Origin of the sequence: Enterobacter cloacae complex sp. SHL012, from assembly GCF_049237505.1 — a bacterium.
Taxonomy (GTDB): domain Bacteria; phylum Pseudomonadota; class Gammaproteobacteria; order Enterobacterales; family Enterobacteriaceae; genus Enterobacter; species Enterobacter kobei.
This window is the reverse complement of record NZ_JBMKIZ010000004.1, coordinates 411,907-432,816: the sequence shown is the minus strand read 5'-3', so window position 1 is coordinate 432,816 and position 20,910 is coordinate 411,907. Positions and strand designations below refer to the sequence as shown.

Here is a 20,910-nt window from a genome sequence, read left to right as displayed (position 1 = left end):
ATTGATCAATCATGTTCATGATTAAGTAATGAGTGATCATAATGAAGAATCATAAACAAGAAGGATCTCAAAAAAAGGAATCAAATGCCAGTACTCGAAACTGGCATCGGGCCGATGTACTTGCAGCTATACGCAAGAAAGGTAGTTCGTTGGCTAAGTTGTCCCGAGACAACGGCTTACATGAACGAACGCTATACAACGCCCTTGAGAGGCATTGGCCAAAAGGTGAGCAGATCATTGCCGATTATATTGGGGTCACCCGAGAAGAAATCTGGCCCGAACGTTACAGCAATAGTGAGGAATAAATTGTGGCATACGCAACATATACAGTGGTTTGTCCGCATTGTGGAAGTACTACGACAGTTAACACGGGAATAAAAAGCAGTGGTACAGGTGTAGGTTCGTGCGGAGCATGTAGAAAACTTATCAGAGTAGAAGTTGACTCTCTCGGTAATATAAAACGAGTATTAAAATAACAAGGGAAAATAAAAATGAAGAAAATACAGTTTTTTGTTTATATGGGATTCGGTTTAATCATGGCGTCCATGGTTTATAGTTATTTTAGTACATTCAATGAACCAGGGATGTCATTTGCTACAGTATTACTTGCATTAGTTACTTTAGCATTTTGGAGTATGGTTATGATCATCTCATTTTGGTGGTCAATTATAGCCATTCCATCTATACAAGAAAACCACCCCGCATTAACGCAAAAATTTCCAAAGTTTTTTAATAACTTTCTTCTACCTATCATCATTGTCATTTTATTATTGATAGCTGGGCAAGCTAATGTATATATGATGAACCTACAAGGAAAGAATCTTGGTTTTATGATCGAAGATCAATTCTCTGAAGCGAAGAGTGCCGGGATCTTTAACAGAGAAAAGTGGATTGAGGTTAAAGCTAAGCAAGATGAGTTAATAAAATTAGCCGATAAAGAAGCCACCGCTGCAACATTAGAAAAAAATAACAAAGACTACATCGAAAGTAAGATTAATAGTCTCGACAAGAGTAGTGGTAAGTACTTAGTAGCTGAAAATATCTACAAGCAACATGGTGTTTGGGTCGATGATTACATTGCTGTTCAAAAGAAGGCATGCTCACGTGAATTCAATCGACTGTTGGCTGCTAATGCAGCGTCTGAGCAAGCCATTGAGTACTGGAATGAAACCTCTGATTCTTTAACACGGTCGGGTGTTTCGCCATTTGCAGGGGGGAGGAGTCCTACAACCGCTCCTGACATCCAGAGAACCAGCAATGATATTAGATTTGCCCGTTCTCAATTAGAAAATTGTGGTATAGCTCATCTTAACGAGATAGAACATCGTGTTACAGTACAAACTGATAATTGAAATGGATTCAGGATTATGTATTTCAAAGCGGTTGTTATAAGTTTAAGTTTGCTATTGTGTTTATCGGCCTCTGCTGATGAACTTAAGCAAAATATTGATAGCACATTACAAAAATGCAAGATGGATGCTGTTAGTACTATTGACTCACAGAATTGCTATATTAAAGCTACTACAGCGTGGGATACTGAGCTTGGGAATCAATATAAACTGCTAATGAAAGATCAGCCTGAAAATGTGCGTGCTGCCCTAAGAGATTCACAAAGGCAATGGATAAAATACAGAGATTCGTATAATAAAGGAATTGAGGCCTTTTATCAAAAAGAAGAGGGTACTATCTGGAGTTTGATTGCGGCTGAAAGCAAAATGAATATCATCCGCGATAAAACATTAGATCTTTATCGACTCAGGAATAGTACAAATCTTGGTGGCTGATGTTAAAAGGTAGCGTAGGCTACCTTTTTTATTGCCATCGATGAGTCAGGGCTGGTGGAAAACCGCTATTAATAATTCTTGAAGTACTTTCATCACTCCATTCACACAGCAAAATGCCGAACATAAAGTAATCTTCTGTTCCAGTATTAAAATACTTATGCATTAAGTCATGCAAAGTACGTTCTGTTTTTGTGAAGGCATTCATTTTATCATTTCTCATTCATGCCACTACACTGTTCATTTCTTTCTTTATTCGGCTGATGGTATTGGTACTTACACAGAATTCAGCAGCTACAGAGCGAACACTTCCGCCAGATGTCAATGCCGCAATGATTTCAGTACGCGGGATGCTTCTGCCATTTCCCCGCCCGGAAATACGCCCAGCAGCTTTAGCCGCTTCATACCCTTCACGCTGACGAAGTAGCATTTGCTCACGTTCCATTTGAGCGATTCCCCCAAGTAACGTTAAAACAAGATTACCTGTTGGGGAGTTGTCCCCTGTTTTAATTCCTTCTTTATGAAACTGGATCGCGACACCTCGTTTAGTCAATGCATCTACGGTTGATAGAAGATCTGCTGTATTACGGGCAAGGCGGCTGATGTCATGCACATGTAAAGTATCCCCCTCGCGTAAGTACTCCATCATCGCTAAGAATGCTTCACGATTGGTATCTTTCGCACTTACTTTCTCAGTGAATGTTTTGTCAAAGGTGATCCCAGTATCTGCTAATTGTCGATCACTGTTTTGTTGCAAGCTGGATACGCGAATATAAGCGACGTGTGCCATGTCAAAATCTCTTGGTGTATCGATTTATATGTTGCGATTTATTATAGAGTGTAGCGATGAAAAATCAAGGCAGATCGCTACATCTAATCAGGCTTAAAGGGATATTTGATGTGTAGCGATTAAGGATGCTAAATCGCTACGACTATATTGTCTACTTCTAACTGAACAATTTATGAAAAAAAGCTTAGTGTTACAAGTCTACAAAAATTAAGATTAATAATCTGAGCATAAGGTTTATTGCTTTAAATATGTGAATTATTCACTTGATCTAAGACATTTGATAGGACTAAAATTATTGTTTTAAGGAGTAATAAATGAACTTTGACGTTTTTGATGAGTCTATAGGAATCGACGGTTACTACCGCTATATTCAAAGCCAAGCATTTCCGAATAGTACAGAGACAAGTTTTGAAATTGCAAGTTATAATGCCATAGGGAATATCTATCCTAAAGGTACTGTTTTTTCAAGGGTAAGGTGGATTAGTAAAGAGCGTGCTAATGACTTTGTTCATGGGAACATTGATATTAATGACTTCTACCCCCCAAGACCACATATAAACAGTATTCCAGAAGGGCGTTTTAATAAATTAAATTCGACAACTATGTACCTTTCTGACCATCCATTCGTTGCTTTGAAAGAATGTAATATAAAGGAGGGTGATTATTTTCTTTTGTCATATTTTTCTCTTCCGAGGAGAATGAGTTTTATACAAATTGAAAGTGAAAAGGATAATCTTTCACAAATTTTTGTGAACTTATTGAGGACACAAGATAAAAGATTTTATCCTTTGATTAATATGGTGTATTCTAACTTGCTGAAATTCGATGCTCACGATGGAGTTGTATATAACTCAGTTAAGGTTGATGCTGATTATGTGGATGTTAATTGCTGGGGGAAAATAACCTCTGCAAAAAATTTTGCAATCCAGGATGAAAGAATTAAAAACTTCAAGTTGGAAGTGTCATGGTTGATGTATTGCAATAAAAACCTCCAACCTGTTGAACACGCAATGTATGTACCATTAAGTAATAAGAAAAAAAATAAAATTATGACGATAGCTTACCAAAAAAACAGAGAGGCATATAAAGTTAGCACTAATAAAATAAAAAAACAGTTATTTGAAAGAAAAGCTAAAACAAATATTCTTCTTGCTAAAGAGGACAAAATAATGAACACGGAAATCCTTTTTAAAATAGTAAGTAAATAATATTTTCTCTTTAAGAATAAAAGTGGTAGTTGGTAGGGATGTTATTTGTTAGAGGTTCATTAAAAAACGACATGAATTAAGCTGCCATAACTATGGCAGCTTTTTTAATTATATTGTTTAGATATTCAACCCAATCAAGTTTAAATAAAATGTTTTTGCTTTATTTTTATCTTTATCTTTTAGTAAACTATGAGGGCAAAGACCCAACTCCCAACGTTTATCCATAAAGGCTAATAATTTAAAACTACGCTCTTTAATTTCCTCTGGTCCCCATTGAGAGTGGTTAGTGAGTTCATTTTCAGAGTAACATCCATATTTAAATCCTTTTAAAGATTTTTCTATGAAAGATTTATTAGATAGTGATGAATTCTTTCTTGATGCTAATGGTACTAAATTCCCGATACTATGTCTGAATCGTTTACGTTCCCTAATTGAATAGTTTTTGAATGGCTCTTTCCACGAACTATGTTTGGCTCGTTGTGGATAAATGTGCTCAATTGTATCATAATCACTATCTCGTTCTTTATGCCTGAACTCTTCCCAGTTTAACTTAGTCCTTTCTGTTTTGGAGGCCGATTGTAGAGAGTATTCATACTCGTACATGAAGTACCTAATTCCGTTCCAGTTATAAAAATCACAATCCTTAAACTTATCAGAGAATTCCCCATGTAAGTATTTCAATGTCTTATCTGTTTCCGTTTTTAAATGGAGTATTAATCCGTCAATGTTCTTTTCACGCTTAAACTGTAATGCCAAACTAATTAAATTTAGTTCTCTAAAGAAATATCTATTTAAAAACATTGAGTTAATGAATAAAAAACGCTCACAGAGACTTAATGTGGTTTCAATGGATTGAGTGCTATAACCATTGTTAAGCAATTCAAGTAATAGTACTCTACAAATTTTCCAAGTTGGAATTTTATTTATTCTTGTTAACCACTCAATGGTTTTTTTAGAATATCTGCTTTCTTCAGGGTTATGTATAAAGTACCAAGTCTCCACAGATTTTTTAAGGCTGCTAACGTAATTGCTAATAAACTCAGCTGTTATTTCAAATGTACGAGTTTTATCATTGAGAGGTTTTGACGAAAATATCTCATCAAGAAGTATTCGTGTATGCTCATCTCTTGATACTGAATATCCACGATTCAATGTGAAATACATTTCCTCGTCATCTAAGGAAATAGCATCGTTCTCGTTTGATTGCACCGGGGATTCTTTGAAATGAAGTATATAGTGATGATATAAAAATTCATCATCTGATAATCTTTTCTTAATATCCTTCCCTAAAAAATGATACATAGATTTCCAACACTCGTTGATCGAGTGGCGAAGGGAGTCCTTCTCATAGTCTGGTGCCGATAGCTTTGTTGTTAAATAAATTAATCTATTTTTCAGCAGTTCTAAATGGGAAAGAATTTTACCTCTATTGTTCATCGTTTCGAAAGCAACATATGTATCTATTTCTTTATCAAGAGAATAGATGTTAAAAAGGAGGTTTTGTGTTATTTTTTTATATATTACTCCCATTTCATCAAGAGGCAGTGAATGTATTTTTTCTGCGAAGAATTTTTTTGCATAAAGAAGATTTTGTGTATATATTGTATTTTCTAACTGTAATGAACTTACCGAGTGTTCGCCAAAAATTTCCTGCTTAAGGTACTCATAACTTGGATTATCTTTGTCATAACCAAAAATATAAGAACGTAAAGGTGATGTTTTTTCTTTGTTTTCGAAAATAAATTTTTTACGAATCTCAGTGATGTCAGTGTAATTTAACTGTTGCTCGCCCTCACGTGAATTCATTTCTTCAATTATTGTCTGTATGAGTATCACAATTGTAGTTATTCGTTGTTGTCCATCAACTATAAAATAGGGGGAATAGTTTTTTGCTTGTATTATCCAGTGATCTTCAACCCAATTTGAAATGTTTTTTGAAGGCACATCTTCGAGAGTCAACACTCCGACATAGTGATTTTTATCATTTTCAAGAAATATAACGTCATTCCAAAATTCTGAAATTTCCTTTGAAGTCCAGGCATATCCTCTCTGATAATCAGGGATTCTTAACAGTCGTTCGGTGAAGATTTTTGATATAGATATGAGGCTTGTTTCCATTGTTCAGTCCTGTTGAGTATGGGAACTTTCTGGAGCGGTGTAAATTTAGTTTACCGATAAGTTTGGATACCAGTCAACTAAGATTATCCGTATGATTTACTTTGAAAATATTTTATGTGCAAGATTCTTCTTCATTAATTGCAATTCTAAGTTACATTGAAGCGTAGCCAAGTTTAACTTTGGCATTTTCCATCAAGAAGTGTGACAGATATTGCTTTTTTATACACATGATATCACTTAGCGTGATGAATTATACAATGGTTGTGGAAATATGATTTAACTTGCCTTAATACGAATAGTGCAATCATGGTAAACCAAATTCCTTAAGCTAAATAAAACCTATCAACTTGATCTATTCTGGCCTTTGTCCTACGGTCCAATACTCATAGTCACCATCAAACCTGCATCAACACTGACATACTGCCCCAGTAAAGTGGATTCAAAATGGCTGTTTAACATAGTTTATCCGGCTTCTCGCCAGATCCTCAGAAGGGGAATTGATACCATTTGTGTGAAAACACGTAGAACGTCAGCCCGTAGCGTTGAGCTGATTATTTCAGCGGGTAGTATAGCGTAAAGAGATGTAAATCTGCCAGAGGTCACATTTTGGCATAAAAACAGACCGGACAGTGGAGTGCTGACCGGTCTGCGCGGTTATTTCACGGGAGATAAATGGGCGCTTCCCACCGTCTGTCGTGTGGCGTCGCCTCCCCACACCTGGTCATACTCGTATCCGGTTAACTGCTTGATGATCACCCGAGTCCTGGCGTCGCAGTCGCGGTAATCTCCGCCCAGTTTCCGTCGGGCAATCTCCTTGAGGAGCAACTTATGCGTCTCGCGGGTGAGCTTAAACTTGTAGGTAGTGAAGAAACTCACCGCCAGAAGCGCCGCGGTGGCAAAAATCATCAGGCCGATAATGGCCCCCAGCGCGCTTTCCGGTTGTGCGCCACTGCCTTTCACGAAACCGGACTCCTGCAGCACCAGACCAATAATCATGATGGCAATAGCCACGGTACTTTTGCGGGTCAGGACCATCACACCGGCAAAAATCCCTTCGCGTCGCTGCTGCGTCACCATCTCGTCGATATCCGGAATGAAGCTGTAGATATTCCACGGAATGTAGTAAAGGCCGGAGCGGGCGGCACCCAGCAAGATAAAGACCGCCGAGAACAGCAGCGTCGGCACCTGCGTTTCGGTAAGGTAGACCGTAAACAGGAATACCAGCACGCAGAAAATACAGCCGTAGGAGAGGCGGAGCGCGGCGGAAGGAGTCACATTCAGCCGGTTCAGCAACAGCATAAACCCGTATGTGCCCGGCACCGAGGCGAAGGCCGCAATGCTCAGCCAGCCAGATACCGCTGCCGCATCCTGGCTCAGGCAATACACGACATAATAGGTAAAGACCGAACCGAATACGTCCATCGCCGTAAACGAAAAGATATAAATAATGATATGCAGCCGGAACGCGCGAATGCGGAATGAAGAAAAGAGATCCAGAACCAGATATTTCAGGTGATTGAGTATCCCGCTGCTGCGCTGGTTATCCACTTTAAAATCGGACTCTTGCTGCACATCTTTGGCTTCCCAGGTGGTGTACCAGGTAATAAATACCGCAATGCAAAATACGCAGGAAAATATCAGCCCGGTAAGGGTATAGGTAAACGGATTATCTTTACCCGTGAACTGCATAATGACGCCGGGGACGGAAACCGCAAGAAACCCCCCGAGCTGAGAGCAGATCATGCGCACGCCGGAAAGGCGGCTACGCTCTTCATAGCGGTTTGTCATTTCCGCTGCCAGCGTTTCCCACGGGACCAGCACCATCGCCGACAGCAGTTCAATCGAGAGATAGGTGCCCAGATAGTACCAGTAGCCCATGTCTGTCAGCCACAGCAGGGCATACAAAAACATGAGCGGTGAGCTGAGTAATAAAAAGAAGCGGCGGCGGCCAAATTTACGTCCGAGCCAGGTATCACCGAAATTATCGGTGACGTATCCCATAATGGGGCTGAGGAGTGCGTCAATAACGCGGGCAATGGCGAATATTGAACCCGCTTCAATCACTGAGAGTCCGCAATAGGTGGTGTAAAAAAAGAGCAGCCAGGTGCCGATAATGGCAAAAGCGCCCCCGCCAAACAGATCGGTTACGCCGTAGCCAAGCGCTACGCCGTAACCAACTCTACGTTCAGTTGGTTTGACCATAATAATATCCAGTGTAGGGTAATGATTAACCTGTGTTTCAGGTCGTTTTTTTATTTACTGCTGGACGACACATTACGTTCTAATTATTGATATCTATCCATTTTCTTAATTGAGATGAGCGATAAAGGGCCTCCACAAGGGTGAGTGATTTCCCGGCAGCATGGATATCGGTGTAGTCCGTTTCCGGGTGATGAATGGCATGATAAAAACGGCGGATCGCCTGCTGGTGTCCCAGCCCCCAGTAGCTTTTGACCGAGCCGTCAGGAGAATCATCGGTTGCCAGCTTGCGACGTTCGCCCGGGGTAATGCGCCAGAGCACGTTGTCATTGAGCAGCAGCGAACCCCGTTCGCAATGGATCTCAAGCCAGAGGGGGGAATCCGTGGTATTGCAGTTGCTGGCATAAAACAGGCCACGCGCGCCGTTAGCAAAGTGCAGCGTCGCCATTGCGCTGTCCTCCCCTTCGGTTACGTCCGCCAGCTCACCGCTCTCCACCACGCCTTTCAGGCGCGTGACCCCGCCGGCGAACCACTGCATCAGGTCGAGGGTATGGATCGCCTGGTTGATCAGCAGACTGCCGCCTTCCGTTGCCAGCCGTCCACGCCACGGACTTTCGGTGTAATAGGCGCCCGACCGCGACCACGTCAGCACCGCTTTCATGCCGAGCATCTTCCCCAGCTCGCCCTCGCTTAACTCCTGTCGGATGCGCAGGCTGGTGGGGTTGAGCCGGTTCTGATAGCAAACGCCGAGCAGACCCGGCGACTGGTCGACGGCCTGGACGATATCGCCGAATTCACTGCTGTTCATCCCCACCGGTTTTTCGCAGAACACATGCTTCCCGGCGGCGAGCGCCGCCAGAATCATACGTTTATGCTCGAAATGCGGCGTACAGATATGGACCACGTCGATGGCATCATCCAGCAGCATTTCCCGGTAATCCTGATAAAAACGGCACTGATAGGCCATCGCCAGCGTCAGTCCTTTAACGCTGTCGATGTCCACCAGCGCGCGCAGCGCGACGTTGGGGATCTGGCGTAATGCATTCACATGGCAGCGGTGAATCGCGCCGGCACCGATAACCGCTGTGTTCAGGATCGTCATCGTTGCCTCCCGTTATGCCGTCGCGTTGGCCAGCATCTGAGCCTTCACGCAAAGCTCCGCCGCCTTGAAGGCGTGCGCCTGCGTCATGGCGTTTTCGGTCCGGTGCAGGCAGTCGAGGATCAGTTCACCAAAGAACGGGAACCCGACCTGTCCGGCGACGGGATAGCGGAATTCTCCCTCCTTGTTCACCAGGTAAACCACATCCTGCTCGCCGCGGGTTAAATCAACATATTTGCGGATTTCGATATAGCCTTCGGTGCCGAGCAGGGTCAGACGACCGTCGCCCCACGTTGAAAGCCCGTCCGGCGTAAACCAGTCGCAGCGGAAATAGCCGCTGGCACCGTTTTCCCCTTTCAGCATCGCGTCGCCGAAATCTTCGAAGGCGGGATACTGCGGGTGTTTAACGTTGCGAACCTGGCTTGCCACCACCGAGGCGTCGCTGTTGCCGGTATAAAAAAGGAACTGCTCAATCTGATGGCTCCCGATATCGCAGAGAATGCCGCCGAAGTCGCGACGATCGTAGAACCACTCCGGACGACCGGTCCCTTCCCGATGTGGACCGGTTCCCAGGGTTTGCACGACGCGGCCAATCGCGCCCTGCTGCACCAGTTGTCCGGCAAAGACCGCGCTCTCTACGTGCAGACGCTCGCTGTAATACACCGCGTATTTCTTCCCGGTTTGCGCCACCATTGCTTTGGCATCGGCCAGCTGTTCAAGGGTGGTGAGCGGCGCTTTATCCGTGAAATAGTCCTTACCTGCGGCCATCGCTTTCAGCCCCAGCGCACAGCGCCCGGACGGGATGGCCGCACCCGCCACCAGGCGCACCTCGTCGTCGTTGAGTATCACGTCCAGCGACGCCGCCACGTGGGCCTGCGGATATTGCTGGATGAATTTATCCACTTTCGCCGGGTCGGGGTCGTACACCCATTTCAGCGTGGCGCCGGCTTCAATCAGGCCGTTGCACATGCCGTAAATATGACCGTGGTCGAGTGCGGCAGCGGCAAAAACAAATTCACCTTCCCGGACAACCGGCTGCGGTTTACCTACCGGGGCGTAGTTCATTCCGTCTTTCTTGTTCATGATGACATTCCTCGATCCAGATCTTTTCCCAGGGGGATGGCACCGACTTCGCTGAAGTTGGCCACGCTTGCGGACTTCTCATAAAAACGGGGGGCGAGGGCGTTCGTCCCGCCGGTACGGTAAAACGGGTCATCGCGCTGAATCGGCAGCGGGACGACGGTGCGGGTAATGGCTGATTTATAAATTGCGGTAATCAGTTCGAGGGAACGCTTGCCCTGCAGGCCATCCACTAACGGTGCCGTGCCGTGCTCAATGGCATAAAGCAGGTCGTTAATCTGCCCGTTGTGTAGCGTCCATTCGAGTTTGCGGGTGTCGTGAAAAACCGCGTTGAGTTGCGCTTCTCTCGGCAGATCGTGGCTTTCCTGTGGGAAGCCGTTATCGGCGCTGACGCTGGCAAAGGCCTGCCACGGCGCGGAGATACGCGCTTTATCGCCCTGAATGATGATTTTCTGATCTTCCCCGTGGTGCACCACCGAGGCGGTAAGCTGCGTGAGCGCGCCGTTCGGGTATTTGAAGATCGCGGCACTGAGGTCTTCCACCTCGGCATTGTCGTGCGCCACGTTGGTCATCATTGCCACGACCTCCGACGGGAAGCCGAGCATCCACTGGATGGCGTCGATATGATGTACCGCGTGGTTAAGCGTGCAGCCACCTCCCTCTTTTTCCCAGGTGCCACGCCACCATAGGTCGTAATAGCAGTGTCCGCGCCACCAGAACGAATCCACCTGCGCATGGCAGATTTTTCCCGCGAGGCCGGAATCCAGTGCGGCTTTTAAGCGCCAGAAAGCATCGGTAAAGCGGTTCTGAGCGATGATGGAGAGCGTTTTACCGCTGGCCTGCTGTGCGGCGATCATCGCGTCGCACTCTTCCAGCGAGGCGGCCATCGGTTTTTCGCACAGCACATGGCACCCCGCGCGCAGGGCATCAATGCTGATCTCCGCGTGAACATAGGGCGGCGTACAGACATCGACGATGTCCACATCGGGCTCTGACGCCAGCATCTGCTGGTGGCTTGCGTACACGCGGGCATCCGTCAGGCCGTAGCGTGCTTTTTTCTCGTGGGCTTTTTCCGGGTAGATATCGACCAGCGCGACGATCCGGCAACGCTGACCAAACTGCAAATAGCCCTGAATATGGTTATGCGAGATATTCCCTGTTCCCACGATAGCGACATTTAACATCGTGTTTCTCCGCTGTTACCAGGTGCCAGAGGCGTCCAGCGTGATGCTGGCGGTCTCTTTAGCCACTGAGGTGCTAATACGCTGCTGAAGCAGGCGCAGATACTGTTTCTCATTGAGCGGCAGGGCGACCCAGTCGTCTGTCCAGGTGGAGAGGTGCATGGCGTTGGAAAGCGTAAGCCCGCGGATCCCTTCCAGACCCGGCGCAATCAGCGGCTCGCCGCGCAAAATGGCGGCAGAGAAATTGGCGGTAATAACGTGATGTTCGCTGCATTCCGGGGCGACGGGGATGGAGACCTCCCAGCATTCGGGTTCACCAAAACCGTTTTGCCAGCGGGCGTTGAAGGCGGTTTCGGATTCACGTAACCGCCAGTAGCGCAGTTTCCCCTCTTCGACGACCACCTTGCCGCGGTCGCCAACGATTTCCAGGCGGTTGGTCCCCGGTGTTTCCGCGACGGTAGTGATAAACACGCCCGTCGCGCCATTGGCGTACTCCGCATAGGCGGTGACCTCGTCTTCCACATCGATATCGCGATGTTTGCCGAACTGGCAAAACGCGCGCAGACGGACCGGCATTCCGACCAGCCACTGCCAGAGATCGAGCTGATGCGGATCCTGGTTGAGCAAGACGCCGCCACCTTCCCCTTTCCAGGTGGCGCGCCAGCCGCCGGAGTTGTAGTAGCTCTGCGAACGATACCAGTTGGTGATGATCCAGTTGGAGCGGCGAATCTCGCCCAGCTCGCCGCTGTCGATAAGGTCTTTTACCTTCTGATAAAGCGGGTTCGGGCGTTGGTTGTACATGATGCCAAACACCACGTCGCAGTCCCGGGCGCAGGTGTTCATCTCCTGCACCTGAGCCGTGTATACCCCCGCCGGTTTTTCACACAGGGTGTGAATGCCGTTGCGCATCGCCAGCATCGACAGGCGCGGATGCTCGTAGTGCGGCGTCGCGACAATCACCGCGTCGATAAGCCCGCTCTGGATCATCTCCTGGGCGTCATTGAACACGGGGAGATTGCCGACCAGCTGGCGAATGGCCGGATGCTTTTCCGGTGCATTATCGCAAACCGCCGTCAGGCACGCGTCGCTGACCGTACCCGCCAGTAAATAGCGCGCGTGGACCGTGCCGATATTACCTATTCCAATAATGCCAAAACGTACCTTATCCATGTCACACCTTAATTTCTGTTGAAAAGAAGTGATGACCGGAAAATAGGAAAGGCGAGCCGCAGCGACAATGTGTTTTTGTGAGAATACTCGCAAGGTGATTAAGTAATCTCCAGGCTTTCTGAAATTTGGTTTTAAAATCAAAAGGCTGTTTCTGCAAATATTTGCAAAAACTGAATGAGAGCGAGGTCACACTATGCCGGGCAGGTTAAAAATGGAGGAGATTGCGGCCCTGACGGGCTATTCCGTCAGTACGGTATCTCGGGTATTAAGTGGCAAATCGTATACCAGCGATAAAGCCCGGGAGGCGATCGTTCGTACTGCCAGAGAATTAGGCGTACTGGAGTCCATGGCGAGCGGCAGACTGTTAATTAACGGTATCGCTGTTTTTGCGCCAGAAAGAACCTTTCAGGGACGCGGCGATATTTTTTATCTGGAAGTCACAAAAGGGATTACTGAAGCCTGCGCGCGGCACAATGTGTGGGTGAGCTGCTGTGGATTAGAAGAACAGCACGCCGACGTGAAATTATTTATGGAAAAGGCCAGCCAGAAGAATATTAACGCGATAATTATTATTGGGACTGATGATTCCACCATATTTAAACTGGCGAGCACGTTAAATAAGCCCTGCGTGTTAATTAATTCCGTTGATCGGGATCGGGAGCTGGATGCCGTGTCACCCGATCACCGGGCGATTGGGTTTACCGCCATGCAGTATCTTTTTGAGCAGGGACATCGGCGTGTGCTCACGCTCACCTGCCTGCGGCGAGAAACGCTTTACGCGCGTCTGGACGGCATTAAAGAGGCGTACCGCCATTTTCACGTGGGCTTCGATCCCCAGCGTGATTTGCTCGTGACGGAGTGGTTTACCGCTGAAGAGGCTGAGCGGGCTCTGGATGCGTGGCTGATGAGCCATGATAGATCGCAGTGGCCGGAGGTGATTTTCCCGAACAGCACCAGCATGGTGGAAGGGGTGATCAGGGCGTTAACCCGACACGGGCTGCGCGTTCCGGAAGATATTTCACTGATAACGACCGATTTTGCATGGAACCTGGCGCACCGTCTGGAAAAACCGGTCACGGGCGTGACGGTGCCCTGTCGGGAGCTGGGGATTGAAGCCGTTCACCTGCTGCAAACGCGGCTCAACCGACCGCAGGCGCCGGTCTTTAACCTGCTGTTGCAGGGAAAAGTGATGGATTACGGCTCGGTCTGTAATGCAACGCGCCACGCGGCTCGCGTGGCGCTGGAACGGTGATCAGGCCAGCTGAGGCGGCAGGCAGACGCCGATGCCTCCGATACCGCAGTAGCCGTACGGGTTTTTGTGCAGGTACTGCTGATGATCGTCCTCGGCATAGTAGAACGGTTTCGCGGTGGTGATTTCGGTTGTCACGTCACGCGTATCGCCCGCTTCCCGCATGGCCTGCTGGAAACGCTCAAGGCTGGCGCGGGCGGCAGCATCCTGCTCAGGCGTGAGCGGATAAATGGCCGAGCGGTACTGTGTGCCGTGGTCGTTGCCCTGACGCATACCCTGCGCCGGATCGTGGTTTTCCCAGAAAACCTGCAGAAGCTGCTCGTAGCGAATCACCGCAGGGTCGTACACCACGCGAACCGCTTCCGCATGGCCGGTCTCGCCGGAGCAGACTTCGCGGTAGGTTGGGTTAGGCGTGTAGCCGCCGGTGTAGCCAGCAGCGGTGCTGTATACGCCGGGCAGCTGCCAGAAGAGGCGCTCAACGCCCCAGAAGCAGCCCATGGCGAACAGGGCGATCTCCATTCCATCCGGCACGTTAGTCATCGAATGGCCATTCACGGCGTGTAAAGTCGCCACTGGCATAGGGGTGTTGCGTCCCGGTAATGCATCAGCTTGTGAAACCAGATGCTTTTTGTCGAATAAACTCACGATGGGGCCTCCCGGGGTGCGATGTTTCGGTTAAGGTTGTCACGACGCGTTTAATTGAACACAATAAATGCGCTGAATGAGTCTAGATTTAATCATAAGAAATATTTGGGTGTTACACCCATTTTCAACCCGTGATGTGGGTTTTTGGCTAAAAGGCCGTATTTTGCCGCGGAGCGGCACTGCATTTGCTTCCAGGGTGGAAACAGGGATATTCAGGAGAAAACGTGACAAAAATCCGCCAGTTATGTTTGGTCAGTGTGTTGCTGACAAGCGGGGTTGCCAGCGCGGCGAATGTCCGTTTGCAGGTTGAGGGGCTTTCCGGGGCGCTGGAAAAAAACGTGCGTGCGCAGCTGTCGACCATCCAGAGTGATGAGGTGACGCCGGACCGGCGTTTTCGCGCGCGCGTGGATGACGCGATCCGTGAAGGGCTGAAAGCGCTGGGTTATTACGAACCCACCATTGATTTCGATCTCCGTCCGCCGCCAAAGAAGGGGCGTCAGGTGCTTATTGCCCGCGTCTCGGCGGGGGAGCCGGTACGGATTGGTGGCACGAACGTCGTCCTGCGCGGCGGGGCGCGTACCGACCGGGATTACCTGGATCTGCTCAGCACGCGGCCGAAGATCGGCACCGTGCTTAACCATGGCGATTACGACCATTTCAAAAAAGAGCTGACGAGCGTTTCCCTGCGTAAGGGCTACTTTGACAGCCAGTTCAACAAAAGCCAGCTGGGCATCGCGCTGGCGCGACGCCAGGCCTTCTGGGACATCGACTACGACAGCGGGGAGCGCTACCGCTTTGGCGACGTGACGTTTGAAGGTTCGCAAATTCGTGAAGAGTACCTGCAAAACCTCGTGCCGTTTAAAAAAGGCGACTACTACCAGTCGAGCGACCTGGCGGAGCTAAACCGTCGTCTCTCCGCCACCGGCTGGTTTAACTCGGTGGTTGTCGCGCCGGAATTTGATAAGTCTCGCAAAACCAAGGTGTTGCCGCTGCATGGCGTTGTCTCGCCGCGCACCGAGAACACCATTGAGACCGGTGTTGGCTATTCGACCGACGTCGGCCCGCGCGTGAAGGCCACCTGGAAAAAGCCGTGGATGAACTCATACGGCCACAGCCTGACGACCAGCGCCAGTATCTCTGCACCGGAGCAGCAGCTTGATTTCAGCTATAAAATGCCGCTGCTGAAAAATCCGCTTGAGCAGTACTATCTGGTCCAGGGGGGCTTTAAGCGCACCGACCTGAACGATACAGAGTCCGATTCCACCACGCTTGCGGTATCCCGCTACTGGGATCTCTCCAGCGGCTGGCAGCGTGCCATTAACCTGCGCTGGAGCCTGGACCACTTTACCCAGGCCAACGTCACCAACACCACCATGCTGCTCTATCCTGGGGTGATGATCAGCCGCACCCGCTCGCGCGGCGGCCTGATGCCAACCTGGGGGGATTCCCAGCGTTACTCCATCGATTACTCCAACACGATGTGGGGTTCTGACGTGGATTTCTCGGTGATTCAGGCGCAAAACGTCTGGATCCGCACGCTGTATGACAAACACCGCTTTGTCATGCGCGGCAACCTCGGCTGGATTGAAACCGGCGATTTCGACAAAGTCCCGCCGGACCTGCGTTTCTTCGCCGGGGGCGACCGCAGCATCCGCGGCTACAAATACAAATCTATCGCGCCTAAAGACGATGACGGCAAGCTGATCGGGGCCTCCAAGCTGGCCACTGGCTCGCTGGAGTACCAGTACAACGTCAGCGGAAAATGGTGGGGCGCCATGTTCGTTGATGGCGGCGAGGCGGTGAGCGATATCCGCCGCAGCGACTTTAAAACTGGCGCAGGTGTAGGCGTGCGCTGGCAGTCACCGGTCGGGCCCATCAAGCTTGATTTCGCCGTTCCGGTCGGCGACAAAGAAGAACATGGATTACAGTTTTACATCGGTCTGGGGCCTGAATTATGAGTTTATGGAAGAAAATAAGCCTCGGGGTGCTGATTTTTATCGTGCTGCTGCTCGGTACGGTGGCGTTTCTGGTGGGGACGACGACCGGGCTGCATCTGCTGTTTAACGCGGCGAACCGCTGGGTGCCGGGGCTGGAGATAGGTCAGGTGACCGGCGGCTGGCGCGACCTGCGTCTGAAGAACATCCGCTATGAGCAGCCAGGCGTGGCGGTAAATGCCGGGGAATTTCACCTCGCGGTGAAGCTGGGCTGTCTGCGTGACAGCAAGCTGTGCGTTAACGATCTGTCGCTAAAAGACGTTAACGTGGCGATAGATTCGAAGAAAATGCCGCCGTCTGCGCCGGTGGAAGAAGAGGATAGCGGCCCGCTGAATCTCTCCACGCCGTACCCGATTGCGCTCTATCGGGTGGCGCTCGATAACGTCAATATTAAAATCGACGACACCACCGTTTCCGTCATGGATTTCACCTCCGGCCTGCGCTGGCAGGAGAAAAACCTGACCCTGACGCCAACCTCACTGCAGGGCTTGCTGATCGCGCTGCCGAAAGTGGCCGAGGTGGCGCAGGAAGAGATCGTCGAGCCGAAGATCCAGAATCCGCAGCCGGAAGAAAAGCCGCTGGGTGAAACGCTAAAGGATCTCTTCTCGAAGCCTGTTCTGCCGGAAATGACTGACGTTCATCTGCCGCTGAACCTCAATATTGAGGAGTTCAAAGGTGAGCAGCTACGCCTGACCGGCGATACCGACCTGACCGTCTACAACATGCTGCTGAAAGTCAGCAGCATTGACGGCAACATGAAGCTCGACGCGCTGGATATCGACACCAACCAGGGGTCGGTGAATGCGTCTGGTAACGCCCTGCTGCGCGACAACTGGCCGGTGGATATCACGCTGAACAGCGCGCTCAACATCGACCCGCTGAAGGGCGAAAAAGTGAAGGTCAAAGTGGGTGGGGCGCTGCGCGATAAGCTGGACGTCGGGGTCAATCTCTCCGGCCCGGTGGACATGGTTCTGCGCGCGCAGACTCAGCTGGCGGAAGCCGGGCTGCCGCTCAATCTTGAGGTCGTCAGCAAGCAGCTTTACTGGCCGTTTACCGGCGAAAAACAGTTCCAGGCCGATGACCTGAAGCTGAAGCTGAGCGGCAAGATGACTGACTACACGCTCTCGTTCCACACGGCGGTGAAGGGACAGGGCGTACCGCCCGCGAACATCACGCTGGATGCGAAGGGCAACGAACAGCAGGTCAACCTCGACAAGCTGACCGTCGCGGCGCTGGAAGGGAAAACGGAGCTGACCGCGCTGCTCGACTGGCAGCAGGCGATCAGCTGGCGGGGCGAACTGAAGCTGACGGGTATCAACACCGCCAAAGAGGTGCCGGACTGGCCGTCGAAGCTGGACGGGCTGATCAAAACGCGCGGTAGCCTGTACGGCGGTACGTGGCAGATGGACGTGCCGGAGATCAAGCTCACCGGTAACGTCAAGCAGAACAAGGTGAATGTTGAAGGCTCGGTGAAAGGCAACAGCTACCTGCAGTGGGTGATCCCGGGTCTGCACGTCGCGCTGGGGCGCAACACGGCGGATATCAAAGGCGAGCTGGGGGTAAAAGATCTCAATCTTGATGCCACCATCGACGCGCCGAACCTGGATAACGCCCTGCCGGGCCTGGGCGGAACGGCGAAAGGGTTAGTGAAAGTGCGCGGTACGGTCGACGCGCCACAGCTCCTTGCGGATATCACCGCCAATAATCTGCGCTGGCAGGAACTGAGCGTTGCTCGCGTCCGCGTGGAAGGAGATGTGAAATCCACCGATCAGATCGGCGGTAACCTGAACCTGCGCGTGGAGCGCATTTCTCAGCCGGACGTGAACATTAACCTGGTCACCCTGGACGCCAAAGGGAACGAAAAACAGCATGACCTCCAGCTACGCGTGCAGGGTGAGCCGGTTTCCGGGCAGCTTCACCTGACCGGCAGCTTCGACCGCAAAGCGGAGCGCTGGAAAGGGACGCTGGACAATACCCGTTTCAACACGCCGGTGGGGCCGCTGGCGTTGTCACGTTCTCTCTCGCTGGACTACCGTAATGCGGAACAAAAGATCGCTATTGGGCCGCACTGCTGGATCAACCCGAATGCAGAACTGTGCGTGCCGCAGACCATCGATGCGGGCGCGGCAGGGCACGCGCAGGTAAACCTCAACCGCTTTGATCTGGCGATGCTGAAACCGTTTATGCCGGACACCACGCAGGCCAGCGGCGTCTTCAGCGGGAAAGCCGATGTCGCCTGGGATACGACCAAAGAGGGGCTGCCGCAGGGTAGCGTCACGCTTTCGGGCCGTAACGTGAAGGTGACGCAGGAGGTGAATGATGCGTCGCTCCCGGTGGCATTCGATACCCTCAACCTGAGCGCAGACCTGCATAACAACCGTGCTGAGCTGGGGTGGCTGATCCGTCTTACTAACAACGGTCAGCTTGACGGACAGGTACAAATTACCGATCCGCAAGGACGGCGTAATCTGGGCGGCAACGTCAATATCCGTAACTTCAACCTGGCGATGGTGAACCCGATATTCGCCCGCGGGGAGAAAGCCGAGGGCATGCTGAACGCCAACCTGCGTCTGGGCGGCAACGCGCAAAGCCCGCAGCTATTCGGTCAGATGCGCCTCAGCGGCGTGGACATCGACGGCAACTTTATGCCGTTTGATATGCAGCCCAGCCAGATTGCGATGAACTTCAACGGCATGAGCTCGACCCTGAGCGGTTCGGTGTTAACGCAGCAGGGGCAAATCAACCTGAGCGGTGACGCGGACTGGAGCCAGCTCGATAACTGGCGTGCCCGCATCGCGGCCAAAGGCAGCAAGGTGCGCATTACCGTACCGCCAATGGTGCGCCTGGATGTCTCGCCGGATGTGGTCTTTGAGGCGACGCCAAGCCTCTTCACCCTGGACGGGCGCGTCGATGTGCCGTGGGCGCGTATTGTGGTTCACGAGGTTCCGGAAAGCGCCGTCGGTGTCTCAAGTGATGAAGTTATGCTCAATGAAAATCTGAAACCTGTCGAACAGAAGAGCGCTGGCATACCGATTAATAGTAACCTTATCGTACACGTGGGGAATAACGTGCGGTTGGATGCGTTTGGGCTGAAGGCGAGGCTCACGGGCGATCTGAAAGTGGCCCAGGATAAACAAGGGCTTGGCCTGAACGGGCAGATCAATATTCCTGAAGGGCGTTTCCATGCCTATGGTCAGGATCTGATTGTGCGTAAGGGCGAGCTGCTGTTCTCCGGTCCACCGGATCAGCCTCTGTTGAACATCGAAGCGATTCGTAACCCTGAAGCGACGGAAAACGACGTCATTGCAGGTGTACGCGTCACCGGCTCTGCCGACGAACCGAAGGCGGAGATCTTCTCTGACCCGGCGATGTCGCAGCAGGAAGCCCTCTCTTACCTGCTGCGTGGACAGGGTCTGGACAGCGGTCAGAGCGACAGTGCGGCGATGACCTCAATGTTAGTCGGCCTGGGGGTTGCACAAAGTGGGCAGGTTGTGGGTAAAATCGGCGAGACGTTCGGCGTAAGCAATCTGGCGCTGGACACCCAGGGCGTGGGTGACTCCTCGCAGGTGGTGGTCAGTGGCTATGTACTGCCGGGTCTGCAGGTAAAATACGGTGTGGGGATCTTTGACTCACTGGCAACACTCACGCTACGCTATCGCCTGATGCCTAAGCTATATCTGGAAGCAGTGTCCGGCGTAGACCAGGCACTTGATCTGCTCTATCAGTTTGAGTTTTAGCAATGCGAATATTTGTCTACGGCAGTTTACGAACCAAGCAAGGCAACAGTCACTGGATGACCAATGCCCTGCTGCTGGGGAATTACAATATCGAAAATTACCAGTTGTACAGCCTGGGCCACTATCCAGGCGCGGTTCCCGGCGAAGGAACAGTACAGGGTGAAGTTTATCGTATTGATAATGCTACACTTGCCGAACTTGATGCCTTGCGCACCAGGGGCGGTGAATACGCTCGCCAGTTGATCCAGACGCCGTACGGAAGTGCGTGGATGTATGTCTACCAGCGTCCGGTCGATGGGTTAACGCGGATTGTAAGCGGTAACTGGTTAGACAGAGACCAGTACTGAAAAACGACAACGCCACCGGAAGGTGGCGTTGTTTTTTTACTCTTTCAATTATCTTCTGTATTACGGCGTCTGGTTAAGAACAGAGGAACGAACAGCATGACGTACGGGGCAATAATCCATAAAAAACACAAGGCGCGTGAACGGCCATAGTAGTTTATGCACCGCGTATTGCTTGAAATGACGGGCAGGAAAAACAGTAAAAACAGCAGAATCGCATAATCGCTTCGATAAGGGATCCATAAGTAAAACAAAAACCAGGCAAGCTGGAATGTTATGATGCAGAGATACTGCCATTTGCTGTCTTTGCCGTAA

16 protein-coding genes are annotated in these 20,910 nt (G+C 50.3%); 8 read left to right on the top strand and 8 right to left on the bottom strand.

The window, feature by feature from the left end:
- Window positions 1-41 precede the first annotated feature (41 nt).
- The 3 genes from ACOTY9_RS16530 (at window position 42) to ACOTY9_RS16520 (ending at window position 1,784) form a co-directional block, all read left to right on the top strand.
- Window positions 42-305 carry a helix-turn-helix domain-containing protein gene (locus ACOTY9_RS16530; protein WP_084833159.1) on the top strand — a complete coding sequence of 88 codons (264 nt, stop codon included), beginning with the start codon at window positions 42-44 and terminating at the stop codon, window positions 303-305.
- A gap of 186 nt (window positions 306-491) precedes the next feature.
- Entirely contained in the window at window positions 492-1,352 is an 861-nt protein-coding gene (locus ACOTY9_RS16525; RefSeq protein WP_421637385.1) for a hypothetical protein, read from the top strand.
- Window positions 1,353-1,367: 15 nt separating this feature from the next.
- Entirely contained in the window at window positions 1,368-1,784 is a 417-nt protein-coding gene (locus tag ACOTY9_RS16520; protein WP_029882383.1) for a lysozyme inhibitor LprI family protein, read from the top strand.
- 220 nt (window positions 1,785-2,004) lie between these two features.
- Here the strand turns inward: ACOTY9_RS16520 and ACOTY9_RS16515 are convergent, their stop codons facing one another.
- Window positions 2,005-2,571 carry a recombinase family protein gene (locus tag ACOTY9_RS16515; protein ID WP_130939675.1) on the bottom strand — a complete coding sequence of 189 codons (567 nt, stop codon included), beginning with the start codon at window positions 2,569-2,571 and terminating at the stop codon, window positions 2,005-2,007.
- 314 nt (window positions 2,572-2,885) lie between these two features.
- Here ACOTY9_RS16515 and ACOTY9_RS16510 point away from each other — a divergent pair, with 314 nt between their 5' ends.
- Window positions 2,886-3,779 carry a hypothetical protein gene (locus ACOTY9_RS16510; RefSeq protein WP_110216044.1) on the top strand — a complete coding sequence of 298 codons (894 nt, stop codon included), beginning with the start codon at window positions 2,886-2,888 and terminating at the stop codon, window positions 3,777-3,779.
- A 117-nt stretch (window positions 3,780-3,896) separates the two neighbouring features.
- Here ACOTY9_RS16510 and ACOTY9_RS16505 read toward each other — a convergent pair whose 3' ends face one another.
- From ACOTY9_RS16505 to ACOTY9_RS16480, 6 genes are all read right to left on the bottom strand, one after another.
- The gene (locus tag ACOTY9_RS16505; RefSeq protein WP_110216043.1) at window positions 3,897-5,897 is read right to left on the bottom strand and encodes a DUF262 domain-containing protein; all 2,001 of its coding nucleotides are present in this window, start codon (window positions 5,895-5,897) and stop codon (window positions 3,897-3,899) included.
- 654 nt (window positions 5,898-6,551) lie between these two features.
- A complete protein-coding gene (locus ACOTY9_RS16500) occupies window positions 6,552-8,099 on the bottom strand; it encodes an MFS transporter (protein WP_193970433.1) in 1,548 nt (515 codons plus the stop codon).
- 79 nt (window positions 8,100-8,178) lie between these two features.
- Window positions 8,179-9,198, bottom strand: coding sequence for a Gfo/Idh/MocA family protein (locus tag ACOTY9_RS16495; protein WP_045268856.1), 1,020 nt, complete (start codon window positions 9,196-9,198; stop codon window positions 8,179-8,181).
- A 12-nt stretch (window positions 9,199-9,210) separates the two neighbouring features.
- Window positions 9,211-10,278 carry a Gfo/Idh/MocA family protein gene (locus ACOTY9_RS16490; RefSeq protein ID WP_014882260.1) on the bottom strand — a complete coding sequence of 356 codons (1,068 nt, stop codon included), beginning with the start codon at window positions 10,276-10,278 and terminating at the stop codon, window positions 9,211-9,213.
- Window positions 10,275-11,459 (bottom strand): Gfo/Idh/MocA family protein, encoded by a 1,185-nt coding sequence (locus ACOTY9_RS16485; RefSeq protein WP_014882261.1) that lies wholly within the window; start codon window positions 11,457-11,459, stop codon window positions 10,275-10,277. Before ACOTY9_RS16485 ends, ACOTY9_RS16490 begins: the two co-directional genes overlap by 4 nt.
- Before the next feature lie 15 nt (window positions 11,460-11,474).
- Window positions 11,475-12,626: a Gfo/Idh/MocA family protein gene (locus tag ACOTY9_RS16480; RefSeq protein ID WP_045268858.1), complete on the bottom strand. Its 1,152-nt coding sequence runs from the start codon at window positions 12,624-12,626 to the stop codon at window positions 11,475-11,477.
- Window positions 12,627-12,819: 193 nt separating this feature from the next.
- On the opposite strand from ACOTY9_RS16480, the gene ACOTY9_RS16475 reads away from it, so the two are divergent.
- A complete protein-coding gene (locus tag ACOTY9_RS16475) occupies window positions 12,820-13,878 on the top strand; it encodes a LacI family DNA-binding transcriptional regulator (protein WP_045268859.1) in 1,059 nt (352 codons plus the stop codon).
- On the opposite strand, the gene msrA is transcribed toward ACOTY9_RS16475, so the two are convergent.
- Complete coding sequence (msrA, locus tag ACOTY9_RS16470) at window positions 13,879-14,520, bottom strand: peptide-methionine (S)-S-oxide reductase MsrA (protein WP_023336688.1); 642 nt, start codon at window positions 14,518-14,520, stop codon at window positions 13,879-13,881.
- Window positions 14,521-14,744: 224 nt separating this feature from the next.
- Between msrA and tamA the strand changes: the two genes are divergently transcribed.
- From tamA to ACOTY9_RS16455, 3 genes are read left to right on the top strand one after another with little or no spacing between them, the layout of a single operon-like run.
- A complete protein-coding gene (gene tamA / locus ACOTY9_RS16465) occupies window positions 14,745-16,478 on the top strand; it encodes an autotransporter assembly complex protein TamA (protein WP_045268860.1) in 1,734 nt (577 codons plus the stop codon).
- On the top strand, window positions 16,475-20,251 hold the full coding sequence (gene tamB / locus ACOTY9_RS16460; RefSeq protein ID WP_023331875.1) for an autotransporter assembly complex protein TamB: 3,777 nt from the start codon (window positions 16,475-16,477) through the stop codon (window positions 20,249-20,251). Before tamA ends, tamB begins: the two co-directional genes overlap by 4 nt.
- 2 nt (window positions 20,252-20,253) lie before the next feature.
- Complete coding sequence (locus ACOTY9_RS16455) at window positions 20,254-20,598, top strand: gamma-glutamylcyclotransferase family protein (RefSeq protein ID WP_014882267.1); 345 nt, start codon at window positions 20,254-20,256, stop codon at window positions 20,596-20,598.
- Window positions 20,599-20,910: the final 312 nt, after the last annotated feature.